Genomic DNA, 23,393 nt, shown 5'->3' with positions numbered 1-23,393 from the left:
GCGCGGGTCCGGAGCATTGGCCCAATGGCGTAGGCGAAAAGGCTGCGCCAACTTGGTGCAGCCGTTTGACGCCTGGGGATTCTAAGAAAATTGGCGCTGCTGTAGTGCCCAAATGGATTTGGCGTTTTCCCTGGTTTACAGAACGCGGAATGCCGAAAAAGGGAGCGCGCGGGCGAAAAAAAAACCGGCCGCGTGAAGCGACCGGTTTTGCGTGCAGCGCTATGGCGTCACAGCGTCACAGCGTCATATGCAGAGGGAGCCACGTCGCGATGCCGGGGACGAAATACAGCAACAGCACGGCCACGATCATCAGGAAGAACATCGGCAACGAGGCCCGCGCGATGTACGGCAGTTCGCGCCCGCTCATGCCGGACAGCACGAACAGGTTGAAGCCTACCGGCGGCGTGATCTGTGCCATTTCCACCACGAACACGATGAAGATGCCGAACCAGATCAGGTCGATGCCCGCGGCCTGGACCGTGGGCAGCAGCACGCCCATGGTCAGCACCACGATCGAAATGCCGTCCAGAAAGCAACCCAGGACAACAAAGAACACCATCAGCGCCATGATCAGGCCGAATTGCGACAAGCCCAGCCCGCCGATCCATTCGGCCAGCGCGCGCGGCAGGCCGATATAGCCCATCGCCAGCGTCAGGAACTGCGCGCCCGCCAGAATCAGCGCAATCATGCAATACAGCCGGGTAGCGCCCAGCAGTGATTGCTTGAAGGTTGACCGGTTCAACGAGCCTTGCAGCGCCGACAGGATCAATGCGCCCACCACGCCCACCGCCGCCGCTTCCGTCGCGGTGGCAATGCCGCTGTAGATGGAGCCCAGCACCGCGCCGATCAGCACCATGACGGGAATCAGGTGCCGCGACTGCGACAGCTTCTGCATGAACGACATGCCGGCATCCGCCGCCGGCACCTGGCCGGGATTGCGGATGGCCCACCAGGCGATGTAGCCCATGAACAGCAAGGCCAACATTGCCCCGGGGAAGATGCCCGCGATGAACAGCTTGGCGATCGACACGTCGGCCGCCACGCCGTACACGATCATGATGATCGACGGCGGAATCAAGAGGCCCAGCGTGCCTGCGCCCGACAGCGTGCCCAGGATCTTGTCCTCGGGATAACCACGGCGCGTCAGTTCGGGAATGGTCATCTTGCCGACGGTGGCGCAGGTGGCGGCCGACGACCCCGACACGGCCGCGAAAATCGCGCAACCGATCACGTTCGTGTGCAGCAGCCTTCCCGGCAAGCGGTTCAGCCACGGCGCCAATCCCTTGAACAGGTCTTCGGACAGCCGGGTGCGGAACAGGATTTCGCCCATCCACAGAAACAAGGGCAGGGCGGTCAGCGTCCAACTGGACGAGGCGCCCCAAATGGTGACGGCCATGGCGTCGCCCGCCGGGCGGCTGGAGAAGATCTCCATGCCGATCCACGCCGTACCCGCCAGCGTCAGGCCGACCCAGACCCCGCAGCCCAAGAGCACGAAGATCGAAACGACCAATAGGGTAATGACAAGAAGTTCATTCATGGGTTTGCTGCGAGGTAGCGGCGGCCACGCCGCGTGAACGACGGACCAGTTCGTCGACAAGGGCGACCAGGAACAAGACCGTGCCCACCGCCATGCTGATCTGGGGAATCCAGAGCGGCGTGGCGTCGTTGGACGTAGAGATGTCGTTGTACAGCCAGGAGTCGTACGTCAGCTTGATGCTGAAGAAGGCAAAGGCCGAAGCCAGTAGCGAGCCCACGGCCAGCGCAAAAATATCCAGCCGGCGGCTGCCGGCCGGCGCCAGCGAATTCAGCAACAGCGTTACACGGATGTGTTCGCCGTGCTTGAACGTGCTGGCCAACGCCAGAAAACCCGCCGCGGCCATGAAGTAGCCTGCATACGCATCGGTGCCCGGAATGTTCCAGCCGAGCTGGCGGGCGATGATCGCCGCCAGCACCGACACCAGGACGCCGATCGTGCACAAGCCGGCCAACAGGCCGGCCGCGCCGTAAAGACCATCTAAAAAGCGGCGCATGGAAATATCACTGCTTCTTGTAGGTGTCGATCATGGTTTTGCCATCCGCGCCGGCCTTCTTCAGCCAGTCATCCAGCATGCGCTTGCCAATCACCGACAGGCCTTCCTTCAGCTCGACGGTGGGCTGCACGGTTTCCATGCCGTTCTTGGCCAACTGTTCCTGATACCACTTGTTCTTTTCTTGCGACAGCTTCCAGCCGCGCGCCTCGGCTTCCGCACCGGCCTTCTTCAAGGCGTCCTGCGTGGCGGGCTCCAGCGCGTCGAAGGCCTTCTTGTTCACGATGATGGCGTTCTTGGGCAACCAGGCCTGCGTGTCGTAGAACTTCTTGATGTACTCGTAGGTCTTGGTGTCGTAGCCGGTGGAGGCCGACGACATATAGGAATCGATCACGCCGGTAGCCAGCGCTTGCGCCAGTTCAGCCTGCTGCACCGTGACGGGCTGCGCGCCGACCAGTTCAGCGATCTTGGCCGTGACCGGGCTGTACGCGCGCCACTTCAGGCCCTTCATGTCGCTGATCTGCTTGATTTCCTTGTTGGCGAAGATGCCTTGGGGCGGCCACGCCACGGCGTACAGCAGCATCATGCCTTGCGACTCAAGCTTCTTTTCCAGGAAAGGCTTTTGCGCTTGGTACAGCTTGAACGAAGCGTCGTAACCCGTGGCCAGGAAGGGCAGACCGTCCAGTTCGTAGATCGGGTCTTCGTTGGCGAAGTTGGTCAGCAGGATTTCGCCGATCTGTGCCTGGTTGCCTTGCACGGCGCGCTTGATTTCCGGCGCTTTGTACAACGAGGCGTTGTTGTGCAGCTGGATCTTCAGCTTGCCTTGCGACAGCGTATCCACGTCCTTGATGAAGTTCGTCAGGTTCTCAACGTGGAAGTTGCTGGCCGGGTAGGCGCTGGGCAAATCCCACTTGGTTTGGGCCTGTGCGCCGGCGCTGAACGCCAGGACGATGCTGCCGGCCAGCATTGAAATTTTCTTGTACATGGATGGTCCTTCTGTGCGAATGGTGAAGACGGGTTGTGCCCGATAGGCATTCTTGAAAGAGTCTGCTGCGCGGATCGTGCGCGGCTTGAAAGCCGTGCCATTCTATGGTGCTGCGCGGCACCATCGCGCAGAAAAAACGCGGGTTTACGGGTTAATCCTAGGCTTGGGCGTGCCAATTCGTTGAAGGTTAAATCGTTGTGCACCCCATGGACACCCGGCATTCAGCCCCCCGTTTTTTCTTCTAAGATTGCGGCTGTTGAATGCGTGCCGCAGAGGTCACTTGTGAATTTCGTTTTCCGCCGAGATGAGTTGCTGGTTGAAGAAGCGTCCAGCCTGTTGCCGGACCTGGCGTTGTGCGAACGCATCGGCCTGGCCCTGCCGGCCTTGCAGCCGATCTGGACCACGCCCGATTCCCCGTATCGGACGATGCACGTGGACCCCACGCTGGAGGCGCCCGAAGGCTATGCCTTCAAGAAGCTGCGCTCGCTGTTCGGCGTGCTGGACGACGAGCGCATGGCGCTGGCGGGCCGTGCCTACCAGATCGCCGAATGGGCACGCACGCACCGGTTCTGTGGCGCCTGCGGGACGCCCGCCGAGCGCGTGGCGCACGAATTCTGCCTGCGCTGCCCGTCCTGTGGCTTCTCAGCCTACCCGCGCATCTCGCCGGCCATGATGGTGCTGATCCGCAAGGGCGACAGCATTCTGCTGGCGCGCCACACCACTACCGCCACGTCCCGCTATACGGCGCTGGCGGGCTTTGTGGAGCCGGGCGAAAGCATCGAAGAAACCGTGCATCGCGAGGTCTACGAGGAAGTCGGCCTGAAGGTCGGCAACCTACAGTACTTCGGCAGCCAGCCCTGGCCGTTTCCACATTCGCTGATGGTGGCGTTCACCGCCGACTACGTCTCGGGCGATATCCGCGTGCAGGAAGACGAGATCGCCGATGCGCGCTGGTTTGGTCCGGGCGACCCCATGCCCGACATCGCGCCGCGCATTTCGATTGCGGGCTGGCTCATCCGCGCCAATCTGCCCATGGGCTGGACCGCGCCGTAGGCACGTCAAGCCGCCTCCGGCGGCATTTCCACTTGCACAACGCTAGGGGTATTCCCTTGAAACGGCCGTTTTCGGTCGTTTGGCGCTTATTTTTTATGGATGAAATGCACATAAATTATTAGTATTTCGACCAGATAAACTTGGTTCGAGCGTTCCATGAGCCCCACGTTGATAGCCTCGTCGGCCCACCTTGCCGGCGGCAGTGCGCCCGATCTGTCCGAAGTCGAATTCGGCCTGATGATCGCCAGCCATGCTTTTGACCGCTGGACCGTGCGCTGCATGGCGGCGGCCGGGTTGCCCGACCTGACGCCTACCGACGTGATGGTGTTCCACCATGTCTACCACCGGCAACGCGCCAAGAAGCTTGCCGACATCTGCTTCACGCTCAACGTCGAAGACACCCACATCGTCAGCTACGCGCTGAAGAAGCTGGAGCGCCTGGGCGTGGTCAAGGGCGAACGCAGCAGCAAGGAAGTGTTCTACAGCGTCACGCCGGACGGCGCGGCCATCCTCAAGCGCTACGGCGAAATCCGCGAACAATGCCTTACCGCCGGTCTGGACGGGCCGGGCGGGGGCGGGCTGGATTTCAGCCGTCAACTGGCGCATGCATTGCGCTCGCTATCGGGCCTGTACGACCAGGCCGCACGGGCGGCAACCTCACTCTGAATCTGTTCGGGCATGGCCCGGCACACCGCAACCCGACCGCGGCGGCACGCGCCGTGGCCGTCTGTTTTCAAGGATCACGCATGAAGAAGTGGCAATTCTGGATCGATCGTGGGGGCACCTTCACCGACATCGTGGCGCGTCGCCCCGATGGCACGACCACCACGGCGAAGATGTTGTCGGAAAACCCCGAGCAGTATCGCGACGCGGCCGTGGCCGGCATCCGCAAGCTGCTGGGCGTGGCGCCCGGCCAGCCCGTGCCGGTCGAGCAGGTTGAGTGCGTGAAGATGGGCACCACCGTCGCCACCAACGCCTTGCTGGAACGCAAGGGCGAACGCACGCTGCTCGTGACGACGCGCGGGTTTCGCGATGCGTTGCGGATCGCCTATCAGAACCGGCCCCGGCTGTTCGACCGCAATGTCGTGCTGCCCGAAATGCTTTATGAATCCGTCGTCGAAGCCGACGAGCGCGTGGCCGCCGATGGCGAAGTTATTCGCGACCTGGACGAAGCCGGCTTGCGCGCCGGCATGCAGGCCGCCTACGACAGCGGCATCCGCGCAGTGGCTATCGTGTTCATGCACGCCTGGCACGCCACCGGCCATGAGCAACGCGCGGCCCGCATCGCGCGCGAAGTGGGCTTCACGCAAGTGTCGGCCTCGCACGAAGTCAGCCCGTTGATCAAATTCGTTTCGCGCGGCGACACCACGGTGGTTGACGCCTATCTGTCGCCGATCCTCAAGCGTTACGTGGATCAAGTGGCGGGCGAACTGCCGGGCATCCGCCTGATGTTCATGCAATCCAGCGGCGGCCTCACCGACGCGCACCGTTTCCGTGGCAAGGACGCCATTCTGTCCGGCCCGGCCGGCGGCATCGTCGGCATGGTGCGCACCAGCGAAATCGCCGGGTTCCCCAAGGTCATCGGCTTTGACATGGGCGGCACCTCCACCGACGTGTCGCATTACGCGGGCGAGTTCGAACGCGAATTCGAAACCCAGGTGGCCGGCGTGCGCATGCGCGCACCCATGATGAGCATCCACACGGTGGCGGCGGGCGGCGGTTCGATCCTGCATTTCGACGGCGCGCGCCTGCGCGTCGGCCCCGATTCGGCGGGCGCCAACCCCGGGCCCGCCTGCTACCGCCGTGGCGGCCCGCTGGCGGTCACGGACTGCAATGTGCTGTTGGGCAAGATCCAGCCGGACTTCTTCCCCAAGGTCTTCGGCCCCGAGGCCAACGAAGCCCTGGACCGCGACGCCGTGGTTGAACGCTTCACGGCCATGTCGGACGAAGTACGCGCCGCCACCGGACGCGAAATGACGCCGGAGCAACTGGCCGAAGGCTTCCTGGAGATTGCCGTCGGCAACATGGCGGAAGCCATCAAGCGCATCTCGGTACAGCGCGGCCACGACGTGACGGAATATGCCCTGACCGTATTTGGCGGCGCGGGCGGGCAGCATGCCTGCCTGGTGGCCGATGCGTTGGGCATGACGACGGTGTTCGCGCACCCGCTGGGCGGCGTGCTGTCGGCCTATGGCATGGGCTTGGCCGACCAGACCGACATGCGCCAGAAGACGGTTGAAAAGGTGCTGGATGCCGACCTGATGGGCGAGTTGAAGGACGAGCTGGATGTGCTGGCCGGGCAGGCGGTGGGCGAGCTTCGCCGCCAGCATGTGCCGGAAGGCGACATCAGCGTGCAGCGCCGCCTGCATTTGAAATACCGGGGCACGGATACGGCGCTGGAAGTCGCCTTTTCCACCCTGGAGCAGGCGCGTGGCGATTTCGAAGCCGCGTATCGGCAGCGCTATTCCTTCCTGATGCCCAATCGCGAACTCGTCGTTGAAACCATTTCGGTGGAAGCCACCGGTGGCGGCGAGCGCGTCGGCGAAGCGTCGGTGTCGCGGACCCGCGACGGCGCCTTGTCGGCCCGCCGCGTGGTCAACATGTACAGCGCGGGCGAATGGCGCGACACGCCCTTGTACGTGCGCGAAGACATGGCGGGCGGCGACGTGGTGGCGGGTCCTGCCATCATCTCCGAGCCCAACCAGACGACCGTGGTCGAACCCGGCTGGCAAGCGGAACTGACATCGCAGGACCATTTCGTGATCCGGCGTGTCGAGGCGCGTGCCGATCGGCGCCGCATCGGTACGCAGGCGGACCCGGTCATGCTGGAGGTGTTCAACAACCTCTTCATGTCGATTGCCGAGCAGATGGGTTACCGCCTGCAGAACACGGCGTATTCCGTCAACATCAAGGAACGCCTGGATTTCTCGTGCGCCATTTTTGATGCGCAAGCTCGGTTGATCGCCAACGCGCCGCACATGCCGGTGCACCTGGGGTCCATGGGCGAATCGGTGCGCACGGTGATGAACGCCAACGCCGGCCGCATGATGCCGGGCGACGCCTACGTGGTGAATGACCCTTACCACGGCGGCACGCACTTGCCCGACGTGACGGTCATTACCCCGGTGTTCGATCACGCCGGCCGCGAGATCCTGTTCTACGTCGGTTCGCGTGGGCACCATGCGGATATCGGCGGCACGACGCCGGGTTCGATGCCGCCCGATTCCAAGACGGTCGAAGACGAGGGCGTGCTTTTCACCAACTTCCAGTTGGTGAAGAACGGCGAATTCCGCGAGCAAGCCGCGCGCGACATCCTGGGCTCGGGCCGCTGGCCCGCGCGCAATCCGGATCAGAATATCGCCGACATGCACGCGCAGATCGCCGCCAACGAGAAGGGCGTACAAGAGCTGCTGCGCATGTGCGACCACTTCGGCCTGGATGTGGTGCGCGCCTATATGGGCCACGTGCAGGACAACGCTGAAGAAGCGGTGCGCCGCGTGATCTCGGTGCTGAAAGACGGCAGCTACGAATACCCGCTGGATAACGGCGCGGTGATACGCGTGGCGGTGAAGGTGGATACGCAGGCGCGTAGCGCGGTGGTCGATTTCACCGGCACGTCCCCGCAGTTGGACAACAACTTCAACGCGCCTGGCGCGATTGCCGTGGCCGCGGTGCTGTATGTGTTCCGCACCATGGTCAACGACGATATCCCGCTGAACGACGGCTGCCTGGCGCCGCTGTCGATCATCCTGCCGGAAGGCTCGATGCTGCGCCCGAACCCGCCCGCGTCGGTGGTGGCGGGTAACGTGGAAACGTCCATGTGCATCGTCAACGCGCTGTACGGCGCGCTGGGCGTGCTGGCGGCCAGCCAGGGCACGATGAATAACTTCACGTTCGGCAACGCGCGCCATCAGTACTACGAGACCATCTCGGGCGGCACGGGCGCGGGCCCGGTACGCATCGACGCGGCGGGTCCGAAGGACGAGGGCTTCGCCGGCACGTCGGTGGTGCAGGCGCACATGACGAATTCGCGCTTGACGGACCCCGAGGTGCTGGAATTCCGCTTCCCGGTTCGGCTGGAGTCCTACGAAATTCGCAAGGGTTCCGGCGGCGCGGGCCGCTATCCGGGCGGCGAGGGCGGGGTACGCCGCATTCGGTTCCTGGAAGACATGACGGCGGCCATCCTGTCCAACAACCGCCGCTTCGCGCCCTTCGGCCTGTCGGGCGGACAGCCTGGCGCAATGGGCCGAAACTCGATCGAGCGCGTCGATGGCACCATCGAGGAACTCGGCCCGCAAGACAGCGCTCAATTGCAGCCGGGCGACGTGTTCGTGGTCGAAACCCCCGGGGGTGGAGGATACGGCAAGGCGTGATGGTATCGCCTCGGTGCACAAAATAGACAGGTCGTAGGATGGGTGAAGCGCGAGATCGCCTAGGGCAAGAACCCCGACGCACAACGCGCGCAACCCATCATGCAACGGTGGACGTATGGCCAATTCGGCCATAGAGCTTGTGGCCAATTCAGCCATAGAGCTTGTGGCCGATTCAGCCATAGCTCAACCGCCGCTTGATGGGTTACGCGCGTTCAACGTCAATTTCCTGCTCCAGGACGGTGCGCGCTTCACCCATCCTACGACCCCGGCTATTCCGGGTCCGACATTACATCCAGCGCAATGTCCGCCATCTTTCTGCGGTCATAGACTCGCAACGTGACCTCGTCGTCGCGGATTTCGAACATCGCGGTTGCCAAGGTATTTTCACCATCCGGATCGGCCGCGTCGGTCCGCAAGATCGGCAGGGCACCTAGCGTGTCGTGCAACGCGGCCAGCATGTCCGCGCTACCGGTTTCAGGCGACCAGCCATCCACAATTCCCTCGATCCGGTTTTGCCGGTCGCGCGATGATTCCGTAATCACTTGAGGCTGGTCGCGTGCCTTGGCGTGGACCATATGGTTGGCGTGACCATAGCGCGTGCCAATATCCATGGTGGACACCAGCCCCGGCGCCGCCTCGGCACTGATCAGGCGGGGGTCCGTTGCGCTGCCCAGCAAATGGTGAAAGCCACCGGAATGCGGCAGATCTTGAAGCAGGGCGATGGCCTCATCCAACGTGGCGCAGTCCAGCACCGCGCGCGCCAGAAACATGCGTGGCACGCCCGGTTGGCGCAATCGGGTGCGCAGGTTATTGATGGTTTGCACCAGGCCGGCCCGATTGGCGCCGAAGGTATGCCCCGGCAAGGAACCTGGGTAATAGAAGCTGACATAGCCCGGTGCGTCTTCCAACGCCACATCCACCAGATGGCAGCGTCCATATAAGTACGGGTCGCCATCTTCGTTATGCCCAATCCAGCGGGTGCCGTCCGCGCCTTTCAGTGCGACGGACGTGCAGCCATCGGTGGTGCTGTGCAGCAAGTCGCCACGGCAATTCCAAAGCAGCACGTCTTTCACGGGCATGCGCAGGCCGTCGGCCAACCCTTCAAGCTCTTCCCATATCTGCGGCAACGCTTCCCGGGCCTGCTGTCCCAGCTCATCCACATAGGGATGGTCACGCCAGCGCCGTAGGGCTTCCCAAGTGCTGCTTTGATTCAGGTACGCCGACATCATCGGGCGTGCCAACTTGCCCAGCGCCTGGCCAACTTCGCGCCGGTTTCCGGCTATGCGTACATACTTGTATGGCATGGGGATTCTCCGGGGTGACATGCGGATTGTAATTTTTCTAAGCTCTGCCGGGTGGGGACGGATGCGTTAAGATCGCCGATAAGCAGCGCCGGAGATCCCGGAGCAGCCAGGAATCATGCCCCTACAACAACCCGGGGAGCCGACGGTCCCCAAGAGGAGAGTTTCATGATCAAACGTAAAGTCGCCGCCGCCTTGGTCGGCCTGTCCGTGGCCATGTTCGGCGCCGTGTCCGGCGCGCAAGCCCAGGGCAAGGAATTGGTGGTGGCCACCGATACCGCTTTCGTGCCGTTCGAGTTCAAGCAGGGTAATACCTATGTGGGCTTTGATGTGGATCTCTGGGCCGCCATCGCCAAGGAACTCAACCTGAAGTACAAGCTTCAGCCGATGGATTTCAACGGCATCATTCCGGGTTTGCAAACGAAGAACATCGACGCCGCGCTCGCGGGCATCACGATTCGGGACGACCGCAAGAAGGTCATCGATTTCTCGGATCCCTACTATGAAAGCGGCCTGGCCATTCTGGTCAGCGACAAGAACACCGATATCAAAGACGCCAAGTCCCTCGCCGGCAAGACCGTTGCCGTCAAGACCGGCACCGCCACCGTGGACTTCCTGAAAGCCCAGGTGCCGGACGCCAAGCTCAAGCTGTTCCCCAACATCGATAACGCTTATCTGGAACTGGCAACGGGCCGCGTGGACGCCGCCGTGCATGACACGCCGAATGTTCAGTACTACGCCAACACGGCGGGCAAGGGCCGCGTGAAGGTGATCGGCTCGGTCAAGAGCGGTGACTTCTACGGCATCGCCTTCCCCAAGGGCAGCGACCTGGTCCCGCAGGTGAACAAGGCCTTGGCCACGCTGAAAGCCAACGGCCAGTACGACGCCATCTATGAAAAGTGGTTCGGCAAGAAGCCGTAAGCGCTGGGCATAGCATTGCTTTGGGCGCCGTCCGCCACGAAGTGCGTGGGCGGCGCCGCGATGATGCGGCGCGCGACGGCGCCTTGGGGGGACTACCGTGGAATTTGACTGGGCTGTAATTCAAGACGCGATACCCAATCTGCTTGAGGGTACGCTGATGACCATCAAGATCACGTTCTGGGGCTTGGTTGGCGGTTTTCTGCTGGGTGCATTGTCAGGCGTGACCCGGGCTTATGGGCATCCCGTCCTGTCGGCGATTGCACAAGTCTATGTGGCCGTCATTCGCGGCACGCCGATTGTTGTGCAGGTGATGTTCATCTACTTCGCCCTGCCGCTGTTGGCCGATATCCGGGTGGATGCCGAATGGGCGGCCATCGTCACCCTGATCATCAACTCGGGCGCCTACATCTCTGAAATCGTGCGGGGTGCGCTGCTGTCCGTGCACAAGGGGCTGAAGGAAGCGGGGCAGGCAATGGGCTTGCCGTTCCACAAGATCTTGTTCCATATCATCGGACCCGTGGCGTTTCGCCGCATGATTCCCCCGCTGGGCAACCAGTGCATCATCAGCTTGAAGGATTCATCGCTGTTCATCGTGATCGGCGTGGCCGAACTGACACGCCAGGGCCAAGAGATCATGGCCAGTAACTTCCGCGCTGTTGAAATCTGGTCCGCTGTCGCGATCGTCTACCTGATCCTGACCGGCCTGATGGCGCTGAGCCTGCACCTGGTGGAAAGAAGGATGCGCATATTATGAGCATGGTCGAATTCCATAACGTCACCAAGAACTTTGGCGAATCCATGGTGCTGGACGGCATTTCGCTGAGCATCGACGCGGGCGAGGTCGTGGTGGTGGTGGGCCCGTCGGGTTCCGGCAAGTCCACCTTCCTGCGATGCATCAATGTGCTGGAAACCATCAACGGCGGTGATCTGCTGGTGGATGGTTTGAGCGTGAAGGGCGATACCGCGCAGGTGCGCGAGATCCGCCGCGAAGCGGGCATGGTGTTCCAGCAGTTCAACCTGTTTCCACAGATGACCGCGCTGGAAAACGTCATGTTCGGCCCCGTGCATACGCGCGGCCAGCCGCGCGGCGAAGCACGCGAGCTGGCCGAGGCTTTGCTGGACAAGGTGGGCCTTGCTGAGCGCATGCACCACTACCCGGCGGAGCTGTCCGGCGGTCAGCAACAGCGCGTGGCCATTGCACGCGCCCTGGCCATCAAGCCCAAACTGATGTTGTTCGACGAGCCCACCTCGGCGCTCGACCCCGAACTGCGTCACGAAGTGCTGAAGGTGATGCGGGACCTGGCGGAGGAGGGCATGACGATGGTGGTCGTGACCCACGAAATGGAATTCGCGCGCAAGGTCGGCAGCCGGCTTATCTTCATCGACGCGGGAAAAATCGCGCACGATGGCCCGCCAGCTGAACTACTGAGCAACCCGCCCAGCCAGCGCTTGAAGGATTTCCTGCAGCACGTGACCTGAGGCGCGATTAAGTCATGGCGTAAAAAAACCAGCATGTTGCTGGTTTTTTTTGTGCCCTGCGCTGGGTCGTGAAGAAAGGGCGTCAGCCTTTCACCCGGACAATCTTCTGCACCTGCGGCACGTGTCGAATGGCGCGGATAACCTGGGCCAGGTGCTTGCGGCTGTCGACCTGAATGGTCAGGTGCAACGACACCGTGGACACCGCATCGTCGTGCATCGTCACGTGCATGATGTTGGCGTCGGCTGCGGTAACTTCCGCCGCCAGCCGGCCCAACACGCCGCGCTCGTTGCGGGTGATGATGTCCAGGCGCGTGGCCAGGTGCTTGGCCGTGTGGGCATCCCAGGCGACGTTGATCCAGCGCTCGGGCTCGCGCAGGCGCTGGCGCATGGCCACGGGGCAGTCGGCGGTGTGTACCACCAGCCCATGGCCCATGCGCATGCCCGCCACGATCGGGTCGCCCGGCAGCGGACCGCAGCAGGGCGCCAACTGCACGGCCTGGCCTTCGTTGCCTTGGATCAGGATGGGGGCGCTGCGCGCGGACGTTAGCTCGTCCACCGCCGCCGCCGTGGTGGCGACCAATTGGTGTTCCGGCGCAAACCGGCGTGCAACGACGGCGGCCAGGCGTTTGCCCAGGCCAATATCGGCAAGTATTTCCTCGCGCGAACTGGCGCCGGTGCTACGCGCCAACTTCTGCCACGCGGGGTCATCGGTGGCCGGCATCGGCATATGCAATTCTTGCAAGGCCTGGCTCAACAAGCGTTCACCGAACGCCACCGATTCTTCGTACTTGACGGTGCGCAGGTAGTGCCGAATTTCAGAGCGCGCGCGGCCGGTACGTACGTAATTGAGCCACTGCGCGTTGGGGCGCGAGGCGGGCGACGTGACGATTTCCACCGTGTCGCCGCTGTTCAGCTCGGTGCGCAGCGGAACAAATTCGCCGTTGACCTTGGCCGCCACGGCCTGGTTGCCGATGTCCGTGTGGATAGCGTAGGCAAAGTCCACGGGCGTAGCGCCGCGTGGCAGTGAAATGATCTTGCCGCGCGGCGTGAACACGTAGACCGCGTCCGGAAACAGATCGACCTTGACGTGTTCAAGGAATTCGCCGGAATCACCCGTCTGGCTTTGAATATCCAGCAGCGATTGCAGCCATTGATGGGTGCGCTTTTGCAGGTCGTTCAGCGTCAGGTCGGCGCCCTTGTACAGCCAGTGCGACGCCACGCCTTCTTCGGCCACGTGATGCATGTCGCGCGTGCGGAACTGAAATTCCACCGGCGTGCCGTAGGGGCCGACCAGCGTGGTGTGCAAGGACTGATAGCCGTTCACCTTCGGGATGGCGATGTAGTCCTTGAATTTGCCGGGTACGGGTCGATAGAGCTGGTGCAGCGTGCCCAGCGCCAGATAGCACTCGGGCAGCGTGTGCACGATGACGCGAAAGCCATAGATGTCGAGCACGTCGGAAAACGACTTTTTCTGGTCCACCATCTTGCGGTAGATGCCGTAAAGCGTTTTCTCGCGGCCCGTGACTTCGGCTTCGATACCGGCGGCGGGCAGCGAGGCCCGCACTGAATCCGCAATCTTCGTGATGACTTCGCGGCGATTGCCGCGCGCGGCCAGCACGGCCTTGTACAGCACCTGATAGCGGTTCGGGTACATGGCCGCGAAGCACAGGTCCTGTAGTTCCCGAAACAGCAGGTTCAGGCCCAGGCGATGCGCAATGGGCGCATAGATGTCCAGCGTTTCGCGGGCGATGCGTCGGCGCTTCTCGGGGTTGACCGCGTCCAGCGTGCGCATGTTGTGCAAGCGGTCGGCCAGCTTGATGAGAATGACGCGCACGTCGCGCGCCATCGCCAGCAGCATCTTGCGGAAACTTTCGGCTTGTTGTTCGGCCTTCGTGGCGAAGTCCAGGCGGTCCAGTTTGGACAGGCCATCAACAAGCTCGGCGACTTCAGGGCCAAAGCGTTCGGCAAGCTCGTGCTTGGCGATGCCCTGGTCTTCCATCACATCATGCAGCAGGGCGGCCGACAGCGCGTTGACGTCGAGCTTCCAGCCTGCGCAGATTTCAGTGACGGCGATGGGGTGCGAGATATAGGGCGAACCGCTGGCGCGGAATTGGCCCAGGTGCGCCTGATCCGCGAAGCGATAGGCTTCGCGCACACGTTCTACATCTTTGGGATCGAGATAGCTGCCGATGATTTCGGTCAGCGGCGCCAGCGAAGCAACCGGCGAAGCGGTTGCGTCCGCCGCTTCTTGCGCAGCGACAGACGGTGGCGTAGCGAGGTTTTTGCTTTTCTTACCCGTGCGGCGCCCAAGACGGGAGCCGGCACGTAGCGCGGCAAGCAGACCAGATGAAGCGTACTTCAGCCCGGGAAAAGCCATACTTGCCGCCCCCCGGAGAGTATCAGGTGGGAACTTTACGCAGCATTTCCACGCCGGTTAGGCCGCCCGCGATTTCGCGCAGTGCAGTGACCGTGGGCTTGTCTTTGCTGTCCAGGCGCGGGGCATGGCCTTGCGCCAACTCGCGGGCGCGATACGTCGCGGCCAGCGTGAGCTTGAAACGGTTGGGGATTTGATTCAGACAGTCTTCGACGGTAATGCGAGCCATTAGGACACCTGGTGCTGATGGATTATTGGAGAGAATGCAGTCGGCTCAGTGCTCGGCGGGAATGCCAAGTTGCGAGAACAACTGAGCGTGCCGGGCGGCCTGAGACGAAAAACGCAGCCGCGCGGCGCTGACTATTTGTATCAGTTCCGACAAGGCTACGCTAAATTCTTGATTAATAATAACATATTCGCATTCTGGCGCGTGGGCGATTTCGCCGCCCGCGGCCATCAGCCGGCGCGCGATCACTTGCGGCGCATCCTGGCCGCGCGCCTTCAAGCGGTTTTCCAGTTCATCGATCGACGGCGGCAGCACGAAAATGCCGATTGCCCCCGGAAAACGCTGTTTTACCTGGCGCGCGCCTTGCCAATCGATTTCAAGCAGGACGTCGCGCCCTTCGCGCGTGGCGGTGTCGATGCGGTCGCGCGGGGTGCCGTAGAAATTGCCATGCACTTCGGCCCATTCCAGCAAATTTTGCCCGTCGCGCATCTGCCTGAAGTCTTCCGCGGACACGAAGCGGTATTCACGGCCATCTTCTTCGCCGGGCCGGGGCGCGCGCGTGGTGCAGGAAATGGAAAGTTCGATGGAAGGATCTTGCTGGAGCAAGGCCTTGACCAGGCTGGACTTGCCCGCGCCGCTGGGCGCGACGACCATGAAGACGTTTCCGGGATTGGCGTGCATGAATATGACCGGCGTGTGATGCTAAGACCGGAAGTCTAGCAAATCACGCGGCGCGGCAGGGGAAAACCCGATGCCGCGCCACATGTTTTTTCAAGGCCTGCGATTAGAGGCGGCCCAACCCGAAGTGGCTCAACTCGCCGGTTTGGCATTCGCCTGGATCAGCGTGCCGCCCGGCGGTGGGGCATCGCTGCCCAGCAGATGGCCATTGACCTCTATCCCGTAGAGGGAATCGTCCGAGTCATGGTATTTGGCTCGCGTTGCCGCGACCGATTCGGTGTAGCGCGGGTCTTGCGGGCGTTCGTGCGCATTCATGAAGTAGGCCACGTCCCAGGCTTCCTGATCGCTCAGCATGCCGGCCTGGCCCAAGGGCATGTTGGCCTTGATGAAGCCCGCGGCGTTGCCGATCTGGTGCATGCCGGCGCCCCAATTGAACGAGTCGGAGCCCCACAGCGCAGGAAACACCCAGTGCTTGCCGTTCTTCTGACCCTGGCCTTGGGCACCGTGGCATACCGCGCAATACTGCGCATAGACCTCGCTACCGCGCACGTAGTCCGCCTTTTGCGCGGGCGCGGGCAGTTTGCGATAGCCCTGGCCTTCCAACACCACCCCCGTCGGCGCCTTGCTGGCCAGCCAGAACATATAGCTTTGCAACGCGGTCAGCACTGGGTCATCCGCCGCCGGGGCCTTGCCGTTCATGCTGAAACGAAAACAGCCTTGCAGGCGCTCGGCCAGCGTGTTGACGTGTTCGTTCTTGGCGCGGTAGGCCGGGTAGAGCACGTAGGCCGCCCACATCGGCGCGGAATCGGGCCTGCGTCCGGCATCCAGATGGCAACTGACGCAATTCAAGTTATTGCCCACGAACTTGCCCGCCATTTGCGGGGTATGCAAAAAGATCTGTTCGCCTTGACGCACGATCTTGCCGAAGTCGGTGTCCGGCAAGGAGGCCGCGGAAGGCGGCGTGAAAGCGGGGCGGGCGTCGGCCGCGAACGTGGTGGACGACGCAAAGAACAGGGTGAAAAGCGAGGTAAGCAGCGCGCCGGTGAACCCGGCCCTGCGCACCGCGCGGGAGATCGAACAGGGCTTCATTGCGTCTTCCCCTGGTTGGCGGGCGTTTGCGTGGCGAGCTGATCCGCGGCGGCGGGCAGGCCGGCGTAATAGGCCGAGACGGCGTCGATCTCCGCGTCGCTCAGGCGGGTGGCCACGGCGGGCATCAAGGCCAAGGGACCGGGCGGCCGCTGGCCTTGCTGCCACGCGCGCAACTGGCCGGCGATATACGCGGCGGGTTGTCCCGCCAGGCTTGGGAAGTTTTCACCCACGCCGATACCTCCTGGCCCGTGGCACTGATTACAGGCGGGCACGTTCTTGTCCCACGCGCCGCGTGTGGCCAGCCAGGCGCCGGTGTCGGCCGGCTTGACGGGGTGCATGGCCGTCGCGGCCAGTCGGTCGGTATTGAGTGGGGAGGGCAAGCCCGCGTAATACCGGGCCACGGCCTCTTGCTGCGCCGGGCTCAGAGCCTTGGCGGTGGCGGCCATGATGGGGCTCACACGCGAGCCGTTGGCCATGGCTTCCAGTTGTTCCGTCAGGTACTTGGCGCCGATGCCCGCCAGCAGTGGAAAGCTCGCGGCGGGGTTGCCTTCGCCGCGGGCGCCGTGACAGGTGATACAGGCGGGAGCGCCGTTGGCGCCTTGCATGCTGATCTGTTTGCCGTCAGGCGCGCCCTGCGCATGCGCAACCGTCGCGCATAGCAGACCTGACAGCAACGTGGCGCGTAAAGACCGTGGGGTCATGGTTGCCTGCTCCGTAGCTCGTTATTGAATTTTGGGTAATAAGCTAATTTCCGCAAATTATATAAAGACTTGTGACAGATCGCGCGCCTTTTGCGACTTGATGTCGGCCGCCCGCGTTTCTTCTGCTTGCAAGCCGTCGCGCCGCATTGTGTCCGCGTTGGAAACTTTGCTTGCAGCTTCGCAAGAATGATTGCGGTAGCATCTCGCCGATTGATAACAAGGAGAATTCGATGCATACGAACGAGATCGAACCGCCGCGCGTAGCCCTGGTAACCGGCGCAGGGACAGGAATTGGACGTGCGGTAGCGCTGGAGTTTCTGGCCCAAGGCTATCGGGTGGTGCTGGCGGGGCGTCGGCGCGATCCGCTTGAAGCCACGCGCACGGCGGCGGGCGAAGACGGTGTGCGCGCCCTGGTGGTGCCCACCGATGTCTCGGACGAGCACGCCGTGCGTGATCTATTCGACACGGCGCAGCGTGAATATGGCCGCCTGGACGTGCTGTTCAATAACGCGGGCCGTGGCGCGCCCGCCATGCCGATTGAAGAACTGCCCGTGTCGGTGTGGCGCGAAGTCGTCGACACCAACCTGACCGGCATGTTCCTGTGCGCGCAAGCCGCCATCCGCGTGATGAAGGCGCAGTCCCCGCAGGGCGGCCGCATCATCAATAACGGGTCTATTTCCGCCCACGCGCCGCGCCCGTTCTCCATTGCCTATACGGCCACCAAGCACGCCGTGACTGGTTTGACCAAATCCATCTCGCTGGATTGCCGCCCCTATGGCATTGCCTGCGGGCAGATCGACATCGGCAACGCCGCCACCGACATGACTGAGCGCATGGCGGCGGGCATCCTCCAGGCCGACGGCAGCACCAAGGTCGAGCCGCGCATGGACGTGGCGCACGTGGCGCAAGCCGTCGCCGCCATGGCGCGCCTGCCCTTGGATGCCAATGTGCAGTTCATGACCATCATGGCTACGAACATGCCCTTCGTGGGCCGGGGCTGAATGCACGAAGCCTGCCGGCTATTGCCTGGCAGGCGCCTTTTTTTGCGCCGGTCCGCCTGGGCTCGGCTCTTACTGCCTTATCGCGAAGCTTGCGCCAGCATCTGGCCCTGCGTGGTGTCCAGATAGCGCCGCGCGCCTACGTAGCGCTTGGTCCAGTAGGGGTTCTTCATCTCGTCGACGCGCACCTTGGTGCCGCGCCGGGGCGCGTGGACGAACTTGTTCTGGCCGATGTAGATACCCACATGCGACGTGACGCCCCGGCCACGGGTGGCGAAGAAGACCAGGTCGCCCGGACGCAGTTCTTGCTTGTTGGGCACGGACTTCCCTTCGCTGCGCTGGGCGCGGGCGGTGCGGGGAAGTTCAAGGCCGGCGATCTCGCGGTAGACATACAGCACCAAGCCGCTACAGTCGAAACCTTCGGCGTCGTCGCCACCCCAGCTATACGGGGTGCCGATCGCATCCAGGCCCGCTTGCACGACACGTTCACGCAAGGTGGGTACGGTGGGCTCTTGCGCCAGGCGCAGGCCGCTGAGCGTGGGGCGGGCTTGCTCGGTGGGCAGGGAGGCCTGAGCGGCGCCTGGTATCCACGAGAGGGTCAGAGCAAGAAGGGGGGCAGATAGAAAAACGGGAATGCGGAAATTGGCAATTCGGACTTTTCGCGTAGGCGGCGTCATTACGTCACTTCAGAAATCGGAGTAGGCGACATGGCTTCGCCCAGAGGGGGCAAGCCGGCGGAAAGGGGTGGCTTCGGGACGCAAAAGGCCTCGGAAGCTGTTGAATTATAGTGGAATAAAGTTTCATTACATTTGTAGTGCAATGCAGCAAAATTTGGGTGCAACCGTTACTTCCGCCAGGGGGTACGACGTAACGGTTGCAGCATTCGTGGCTTGAAAGGTTGGGGTATCAGGAAAGCCACTCTTCAACAAGCCGCGCCTCAGAAACTGCCGCGCAAGCCCACCATGACGGCGCGTCCGCCTTCCGGCGCCACGTCGCGCAGTACCGAGGTGGCGTAGCGGATGTCCTGATTGGTCAGGTTCAAGCCGCGCACGTAGGCCTCCCACTGCACGCCGATGGTCTTGAAGCGGTAGCCGGCGTTGGCGTCCAGGCTGTAGTACCCGGCGGTGGAGGTGTCGTTGGCCGGGTGGTCGTGTTGGGCGAAGGCTTTGGATACGCTTACCCCCGCGCTGTAAGGCCCGTAGCCGTAGTCCAGCGCCACGCGCAGGCGCAGCGGCGGAATGCGCGGCAGCGAACGGCCCGTATCCCGGTTGCGCGAGAGGGTGTAGTCGCCAGACAAGCCCAGGTCCAGCGTATGACCGTCTTGCTGCAAGACCCGCGTCACGTTTTCGGCTTCCAGGCCGTACAGGCGGGCGGGCACGCCTTGGTAGCGCGCCTCGGGCAATGCGTCGTCGTCGCCCGCCGCGACCACGTCGCCGTCGTCGTTGCGATAGCGCCCGGTGTTTGTTTCCGCCAGATAGTTGGAGAAGCTGCTGTAGAACACCCCGATGCTGCCGTGGTCGGTGTCGTTTTTGTAGCGCAACGACAGGTCGCCTGACCACGCGCGTTCCTTGCCCAGGTTCTGGTCACCGACCAGATATTGGCCCGTGGCGGCGTGGGGGCCGTTGGCGTAGAGCTCGTAGAAGGTGGGCGCGCGCTCGGTATAGGCGCCGTTGGCGGCGACCGACCAGCGGCTGTCCAGCTTGTAGATGCCGCCCACCGAAAAGCTGCCCGCGTTGAAGTCGCGGCGCGAGGATCTGTCGAAACGGTCGTTGCCGCCCGCCGTCGGCGTCAACTGCGTGTGATCGATACGAGCCCCGGCTGACAGCGTAAAGCGGTCGGTCAGGTCCCATTCCTCCAGCGCAAAGAGCGCGGCGGAATCGGTGTCGGTCGTGGGCACCAGCGCTTCGTCGCCCAGCGCTGAAAAGCGAGTTTGTCCGAACTGCAGGCCCAGCACGCCGTGCAACGGGCCAATGTCGGCGTGGCGCGCCTCGATCCGCGCCTCATAGCCCCGGTTCTTGAACACCGTGCCGGTTTCGCCGTCCTCCACTTCCTTGTGCTGGTAGTCCGTGTAGGCGAAGTTGAGCTTGATGCTCTTGAACGGCCCATCAAGGTCGCGCAGCTCGCCGGCCGCGCCGAAGCGTTCCTGGTGCATCTTGATGCGCACATCCTCTTCGGCGACCGACCCATAGTTGGCGTCGTAACCGCTGTAGGACAAGCCTGCGTAACCGTGATCGCTCGTCCAGGACATGCCCAACGCGCCGCCGCTGGCCTCGCCGTCGCTGTTGGGCAGGCGGCCGCGGGGTTGATCGGCATCGGGCCCGTCGGCCGCGCGTTGCTGCGCCGTGCGTGCATAGCCGGGAATGCGCAGCGTATCGGTCTTGCGTCCGAACACATCGGCGTGGATGGCAAAGGTGCCATCGCCACCTTCCAGTTGCACGGCGCCGTTGCGGTCGTTGTTGGCGCCGCCGTAGCTGCCGCCCACCTCGCCGTGGATGCCGTCGATGGGTTCGGTGGGGATGCGGTTGTCCACGGTGTTGACCACGCCGCCGATGGCGTTGCCGCCGTAGAGCAGGGCGGCGGGGCCGCGCAGCACCTCCACCCGGTTCATCGACAGCGGGTCCTGCGGCACGGCGTGGTCGAACGACAGCGACGACGCATCCAGCATGCCGACGCCGTTGTTCAACAGGCGGATCCGGTCGCCGTCCAGCCCGCGGATGATCGGCCGGCCCACCATGGGGCCGTAACTGGTGGTGGACACGCCGGGCAGCCCGTTCAGCGTTTCACCCAGATTCGAGGCGCGGCGCAACGCCAGGCCTTGGCCTTCCAGCACGCTGGCGGGCGTGGTCAGCGCGTCGCTGCCCAGCGGATTGGCGGTAATGACGACGGGCGCCAGCGTGGCGGCGTTGGACGGGGTTTGCGCCTGCGCGGCGGCGGGAAGGGCGTAGGGCAACGCGGCCAGGCAGGCAAGCGTCAACGGGCGCATGGCAACAGCGCGCAGCGCGGCACGCGCCCCGGCGGAATAGGTCGGGAAACTCATGGTGGCAATCCAGGAGCCGGCGCAAGGGCCGGCGGATGAAATCAGAAAAGGGAGGCTTGCGGATTTCAGCCCTGGACGGGCGGGGCGCGGGATTGGAACCAGGTGCCGCTGATAGCGATGGCACTGGCCGGCGCTGTGAACGCGGGCGTGGAGGTGGCGGTACGGGCCGCATTCCAATGAAACGACGACGGCAGCGGCGCATCCGGCAGGTCCCAGAGATCGCACAGGTCGCAATGGCCCGGCTTGTCTTGTGGATGGGTGTCGTCTTGGCTTGCGGCGGGCGGCTCGCCCAGGTGGGTAAGCGCGTGGCGAAGGTTGCCGACGGGTGCCAGCAGCAGGCAGGCGCACACCCAGCCGAGCACCACCCACCGCGTGAATCGCGGTGGAGTGTTGCGGGGTGGGGGAAGCTGCAAACGCATCCGTCTGGGGCAAAAATGAAGTACGGAATGATATATCGTTTCGTCAGTGCGCGCGATGCCTGCCTTGTCGCCACAGGGCTGAATGTGTCACTTCAGGCGCGAAGGGCTCGGGCATAATCGTCGACATACCCGATAAGACAGCGATAAGACAGAAAAGAAGCGGAGTAGAGCTCAATGATGAACGCAGTACACCCTTTGTCTTCCATGAACCGGCCCGACGCCTTGCCCTTCGAACCTTTCCAGGATGCGCGGGCCGCCGTCGACCGCTTGTCCGAAATCTACGCGCGCAACACGGCATTCCTGCGCGCCGCTTTCCGCGAAGTGCTCAAAGGCCCCGGCAACGGCCCCGAGCGTGCCCGCGCGTATTACCCGGCAATCCGTATCGTGGTTGAAACCTACGACCCGATCGACACGCGCTTGTCCTACGGCCATGTGGCCGAACCCGGCGTTTACCAAACCACCATCACCCAACCCGAATTGTTCCGTGACTACCTGATCGAACAGGTGGGCCAACTGTTGCAGAACCACCGCGTGGCGGTGGAAGTGGGCGAATCCGATTCCCCCATCCCGCTGCATTTCGCCTTTCCGGAAGGCGCCTATGTCGAAGGTGAACACCTGGAAGCGCTGAAGCGCCCGCTTCGTGACCTGTTCGACGTGCCTGACCTGGCCGTCACCGATGACGCCATCGTGAACGGTTCCTGGCGCGGCAAAGAGGGTGAGCCCAAGCCGCTGGCGCCGTTTACCGCACAACGCGTCGACTATTCGCTGCACCGCTTGCAGCACTACACGTCCACCGCGCCGGCGCACTTTCAGAATTTTGTGTTGTTCACCAATTACCAGTTCTATGTCGACGAATTCTGCGCCCGCGCTCGCGCGCTGATGGCCAGCGGCAACGAAGACTACGAAATGCTGGTCGAGCCTGGCAACCGCATTACGCGGCGTGGCGAAAACGGCCCGGGCGACGAAGGCCAGGGCGTGCGCCTGCCGCAAATGCCCGCCTATCACCTGGTGCGCAGTGACCACTCCGGCATCACGCTGGTAAATATTGGCGTGGGCCCGTCCAACGCCAAGACCATTACCGATCACATTGCCGTGCTGCGTCCGCACGCCTGGTTGATGCTGGGCCATTGCGCCGGCCTGCGTGATTCCCAGCGCCTGGGCGACTACGTGTTGGCGCACGGCTATGTGCGCGAAGACCACGTCCTGGACGATGACCTGCCTACCTGGGTGCCGGTGCCCGCCCTGGCCGAGGTGCAGGTGGCCTTGGAACAGGCGGTGGAAGAGGTGGCCGGGCTGTCGGGGTGGGACCTGAAACGCATCATGCGCACGGGCACCGTGGCCACCATCGACAACCGCAACTGGGAACTGCGCGACCACGTTGAACTGGTCGAGCGCTTTGCGCAGTCCAGAGCCATTGCACTGGACATGGAATCCGCGACCATCGCCGCCAATGGTTTTCGCTTCCGGGTGCCTTATGGCACGTTGCTATGTGTATCCGACAAGCCCCTGCACGGCGAATTGAAACTGCCTGGGATGGCCAGCGTGTTCTATCGACGGCAGGTCAACCAGCATCTGGAAATTGGCATCCGGGCGCTGGAGCGCCTGCGCGACATGCCACCTGAGCGCCTGCATTCGCGCAAGCTGCGTACCTTCATGGAAACGGCCTTCCAGTAGGCATGATCCGTCCCCAAACCCTTCGCCGTTTTTGCGGCGGGCGGGTTTGCGCTATTCT

Annotated in this window: 20 protein-coding genes; 8 read left to right on the top strand and 12 right to left on the bottom strand. The window is 63.2% G+C overall.

Annotated elements, in window-relative coordinates; all coding sequences use genetic code 11:
- Positions 1-235: 235 nt before the first annotated feature.
- The 3 genes from M2361_RS08400 to M2361_RS08390 are packed head-to-tail and all read right to left on the bottom strand — an operon-like array spanning position 236 to position 3,012.
- Positions 236-1,537 carry a TRAP transporter large permease gene (locus M2361_RS08400; RefSeq protein ID WP_259247869.1) on the bottom strand — a complete coding sequence of 434 codons (1,302 nt, stop codon included), beginning with the start codon at positions 1,535-1,537 and terminating at the stop codon, positions 236-238.
- Positions 1,530-2,030: a TRAP transporter small permease gene (locus tag M2361_RS08395; RefSeq protein ID WP_259247868.1), complete on the bottom strand. Its 501-nt coding sequence runs from the start codon at positions 2,028-2,030 to the stop codon at positions 1,530-1,532. Before M2361_RS08395 ends, M2361_RS08400 begins: the two co-directional genes overlap by 8 nt.
- 7 nt (positions 2,031-2,037) lie before the next feature.
- A complete protein-coding gene (locus tag M2361_RS08390; RefSeq protein ID WP_259247866.1) occupies positions 2,038-3,012 on the bottom strand; it encodes a TRAP transporter substrate-binding protein in 975 nt (324 codons plus the stop codon).
- A 282-nt stretch (positions 3,013-3,294) separates the two neighbouring features.
- Between M2361_RS08390 and nudC the strand changes: the two genes are divergently transcribed.
- The 3 genes from nudC to M2361_RS08375 all read left to right on the top strand — a co-directional run bounded on the left by nudC (position 3,295) and on the right by M2361_RS08375 (position 8,438).
- The gene (gene nudC / locus M2361_RS08385) at positions 3,295-4,065 is read left to right on the top strand and encodes an NAD(+) diphosphatase (RefSeq protein WP_259247849.1); all 771 of its coding nucleotides are present in this window, start codon (positions 3,295-3,297) and stop codon (positions 4,063-4,065) included.
- A 156-nt stretch (positions 4,066-4,221) separates the two neighbouring features.
- Complete coding sequence (locus M2361_RS08380) at positions 4,222-4,731, top strand: winged helix DNA-binding protein (RefSeq protein WP_259247836.1); 510 nt, start codon at positions 4,222-4,224, stop codon at positions 4,729-4,731.
- A gap of 80 nt (positions 4,732-4,811) precedes the next feature.
- On the top strand, positions 4,812-8,438 hold the full coding sequence (locus tag M2361_RS08375) for a hydantoinase B/oxoprolinase family protein (protein WP_259247834.1): 3,627 nt from the start codon (positions 4,812-4,814) through the stop codon (positions 8,436-8,438).
- A 269-nt stretch (positions 8,439-8,707) separates the two neighbouring features.
- Here the strand turns inward: M2361_RS08375 and M2361_RS08370 are convergent, their stop codons facing one another.
- Positions 8,708-9,742 carry a C45 family peptidase gene (locus M2361_RS08370; protein WP_259247825.1) on the bottom strand — a complete coding sequence of 345 codons (1,035 nt, stop codon included), beginning with the start codon at positions 9,740-9,742 and terminating at the stop codon, positions 8,708-8,710.
- A 165-nt stretch (positions 9,743-9,907) separates the two neighbouring features.
- Here M2361_RS08370 and glnH point away from each other — a divergent pair, with 165 nt between their 5' ends.
- From glnH to glnQ, 3 genes are all read left to right on the top strand, one after another.
- Entirely contained in the window at positions 9,908-10,660 is a 753-nt protein-coding gene (gene glnH / locus M2361_RS08365) for a glutamine ABC transporter substrate-binding protein GlnH (RefSeq protein ID WP_100855895.1), read from the top strand.
- A 97-nt stretch (positions 10,661-10,757) separates the two neighbouring features.
- Positions 10,758-11,414, top strand: coding sequence for a glutamine ABC transporter permease GlnP (gene glnP, locus M2361_RS08360; protein WP_100855894.1), 657 nt, complete (start codon positions 10,758-10,760; stop codon positions 11,412-11,414).
- Positions 11,411-12,139 (top strand): glutamine ABC transporter ATP-binding protein GlnQ, encoded by a 729-nt coding sequence (gene glnQ, locus M2361_RS08355; RefSeq protein ID WP_259247805.1) that lies wholly within the window; start codon positions 11,411-11,413, stop codon positions 12,137-12,139. The genes glnP and glnQ overlap by 4 nt, the downstream gene beginning before the upstream one ends.
- Positions 12,140-12,221: 82 nt before the next feature.
- Here glnQ and M2361_RS08350 read toward each other — a convergent pair whose 3' ends face one another.
- The 5 genes from M2361_RS08350 to M2361_RS08330 form a co-directional block, all read right to left on the bottom strand.
- Positions 12,222-14,516, bottom strand: coding sequence for a bifunctional (p)ppGpp synthetase/guanosine-3',5'-bis(diphosphate) 3'-pyrophosphohydrolase (locus M2361_RS08350; RefSeq protein ID WP_100855892.1), 2,295 nt, complete (start codon positions 14,514-14,516; stop codon positions 12,222-12,224).
- Between the two features lie 22 nt (positions 14,517-14,538).
- A complete protein-coding gene (rpoZ, locus tag M2361_RS08345; protein WP_006219679.1) occupies positions 14,539-14,742 on the bottom strand; it encodes a DNA-directed RNA polymerase subunit omega in 204 nt (67 codons plus the stop codon).
- A 45-nt stretch (positions 14,743-14,787) separates the two neighbouring features.
- Positions 14,788-15,420 (bottom strand): guanylate kinase, encoded by a 633-nt coding sequence (gene gmk / locus M2361_RS08340; protein WP_100855891.1) that lies wholly within the window; start codon positions 15,418-15,420, stop codon positions 14,788-14,790.
- 129 nt (positions 15,421-15,549) lie between these two features.
- Positions 15,550-16,506 carry a c-type cytochrome gene (locus M2361_RS08335; protein ID WP_259247785.1) on the bottom strand — a complete coding sequence of 319 codons (957 nt, stop codon included), beginning with the start codon at positions 16,504-16,506 and terminating at the stop codon, positions 15,550-15,552.
- The gene (locus tag M2361_RS08330) at positions 16,503-17,207 is read right to left on the bottom strand and encodes a c-type cytochrome (RefSeq protein ID WP_259247783.1); all 705 of its coding nucleotides are present in this window, start codon (positions 17,205-17,207) and stop codon (positions 16,503-16,505) included. Before M2361_RS08330 ends, M2361_RS08335 begins: the two co-directional genes overlap by 4 nt.
- A gap of 230 nt (positions 17,208-17,437) precedes the next feature.
- Here M2361_RS08330 and M2361_RS08325 point away from each other — a divergent pair, with 230 nt between their 5' ends.
- Positions 17,438-18,208, top strand: coding sequence for an SDR family oxidoreductase (locus tag M2361_RS08325; protein WP_100855888.1), 771 nt, complete (start codon positions 17,438-17,440; stop codon positions 18,206-18,208).
- 77 nt (positions 18,209-18,285) lie between these two features.
- Here the strand turns inward: M2361_RS08325 and M2361_RS08320 are convergent, their stop codons facing one another.
- From M2361_RS08320 to M2361_RS08310, 3 genes are all read right to left on the bottom strand, one after another.
- Positions 18,286-18,882, bottom strand: a complete 597-nt coding sequence (locus M2361_RS08320; protein WP_259247781.1) for a C40 family peptidase — start codon at positions 18,880-18,882, stop codon at positions 18,286-18,288.
- A 260-nt stretch (positions 18,883-19,142) separates the two neighbouring features.
- Complete coding sequence (locus M2361_RS08315; RefSeq protein ID WP_259247780.1) at positions 19,143-21,242, bottom strand: TonB-dependent receptor; 2,100 nt, start codon at positions 21,240-21,242, stop codon at positions 19,143-19,145.
- A 65-nt stretch (positions 21,243-21,307) separates the two neighbouring features.
- Positions 21,308-21,655 carry a hypothetical protein gene (locus tag M2361_RS08310; RefSeq protein ID WP_259247778.1) on the bottom strand — a complete coding sequence of 116 codons (348 nt, stop codon included), beginning with the start codon at positions 21,653-21,655 and terminating at the stop codon, positions 21,308-21,310.
- A gap of 180 nt (positions 21,656-21,835) precedes the next feature.
- Here M2361_RS08310 and M2361_RS08305 point away from each other — a divergent pair, with 180 nt between their 5' ends.
- Entirely contained in the window at positions 21,836-23,335 is a 1,500-nt protein-coding gene (locus tag M2361_RS08305; RefSeq protein WP_404976294.1) for an AMP nucleosidase, read from the top strand.
- The last annotated feature ends 58 nt before the right edge of the window (positions 23,336-23,393 follow it).

The organism is Achromobacter sp. JUb104 (assembly GCF_024806975.1).
In the GTDB taxonomy this organism is placed as follows: Bacteria; Pseudomonadota; Gammaproteobacteria; order Burkholderiales; family Burkholderiaceae_B; genus Achromobacter; species Achromobacter spanius.
This window is presented reverse-complemented; position numbering and strand designations above follow the sequence as displayed.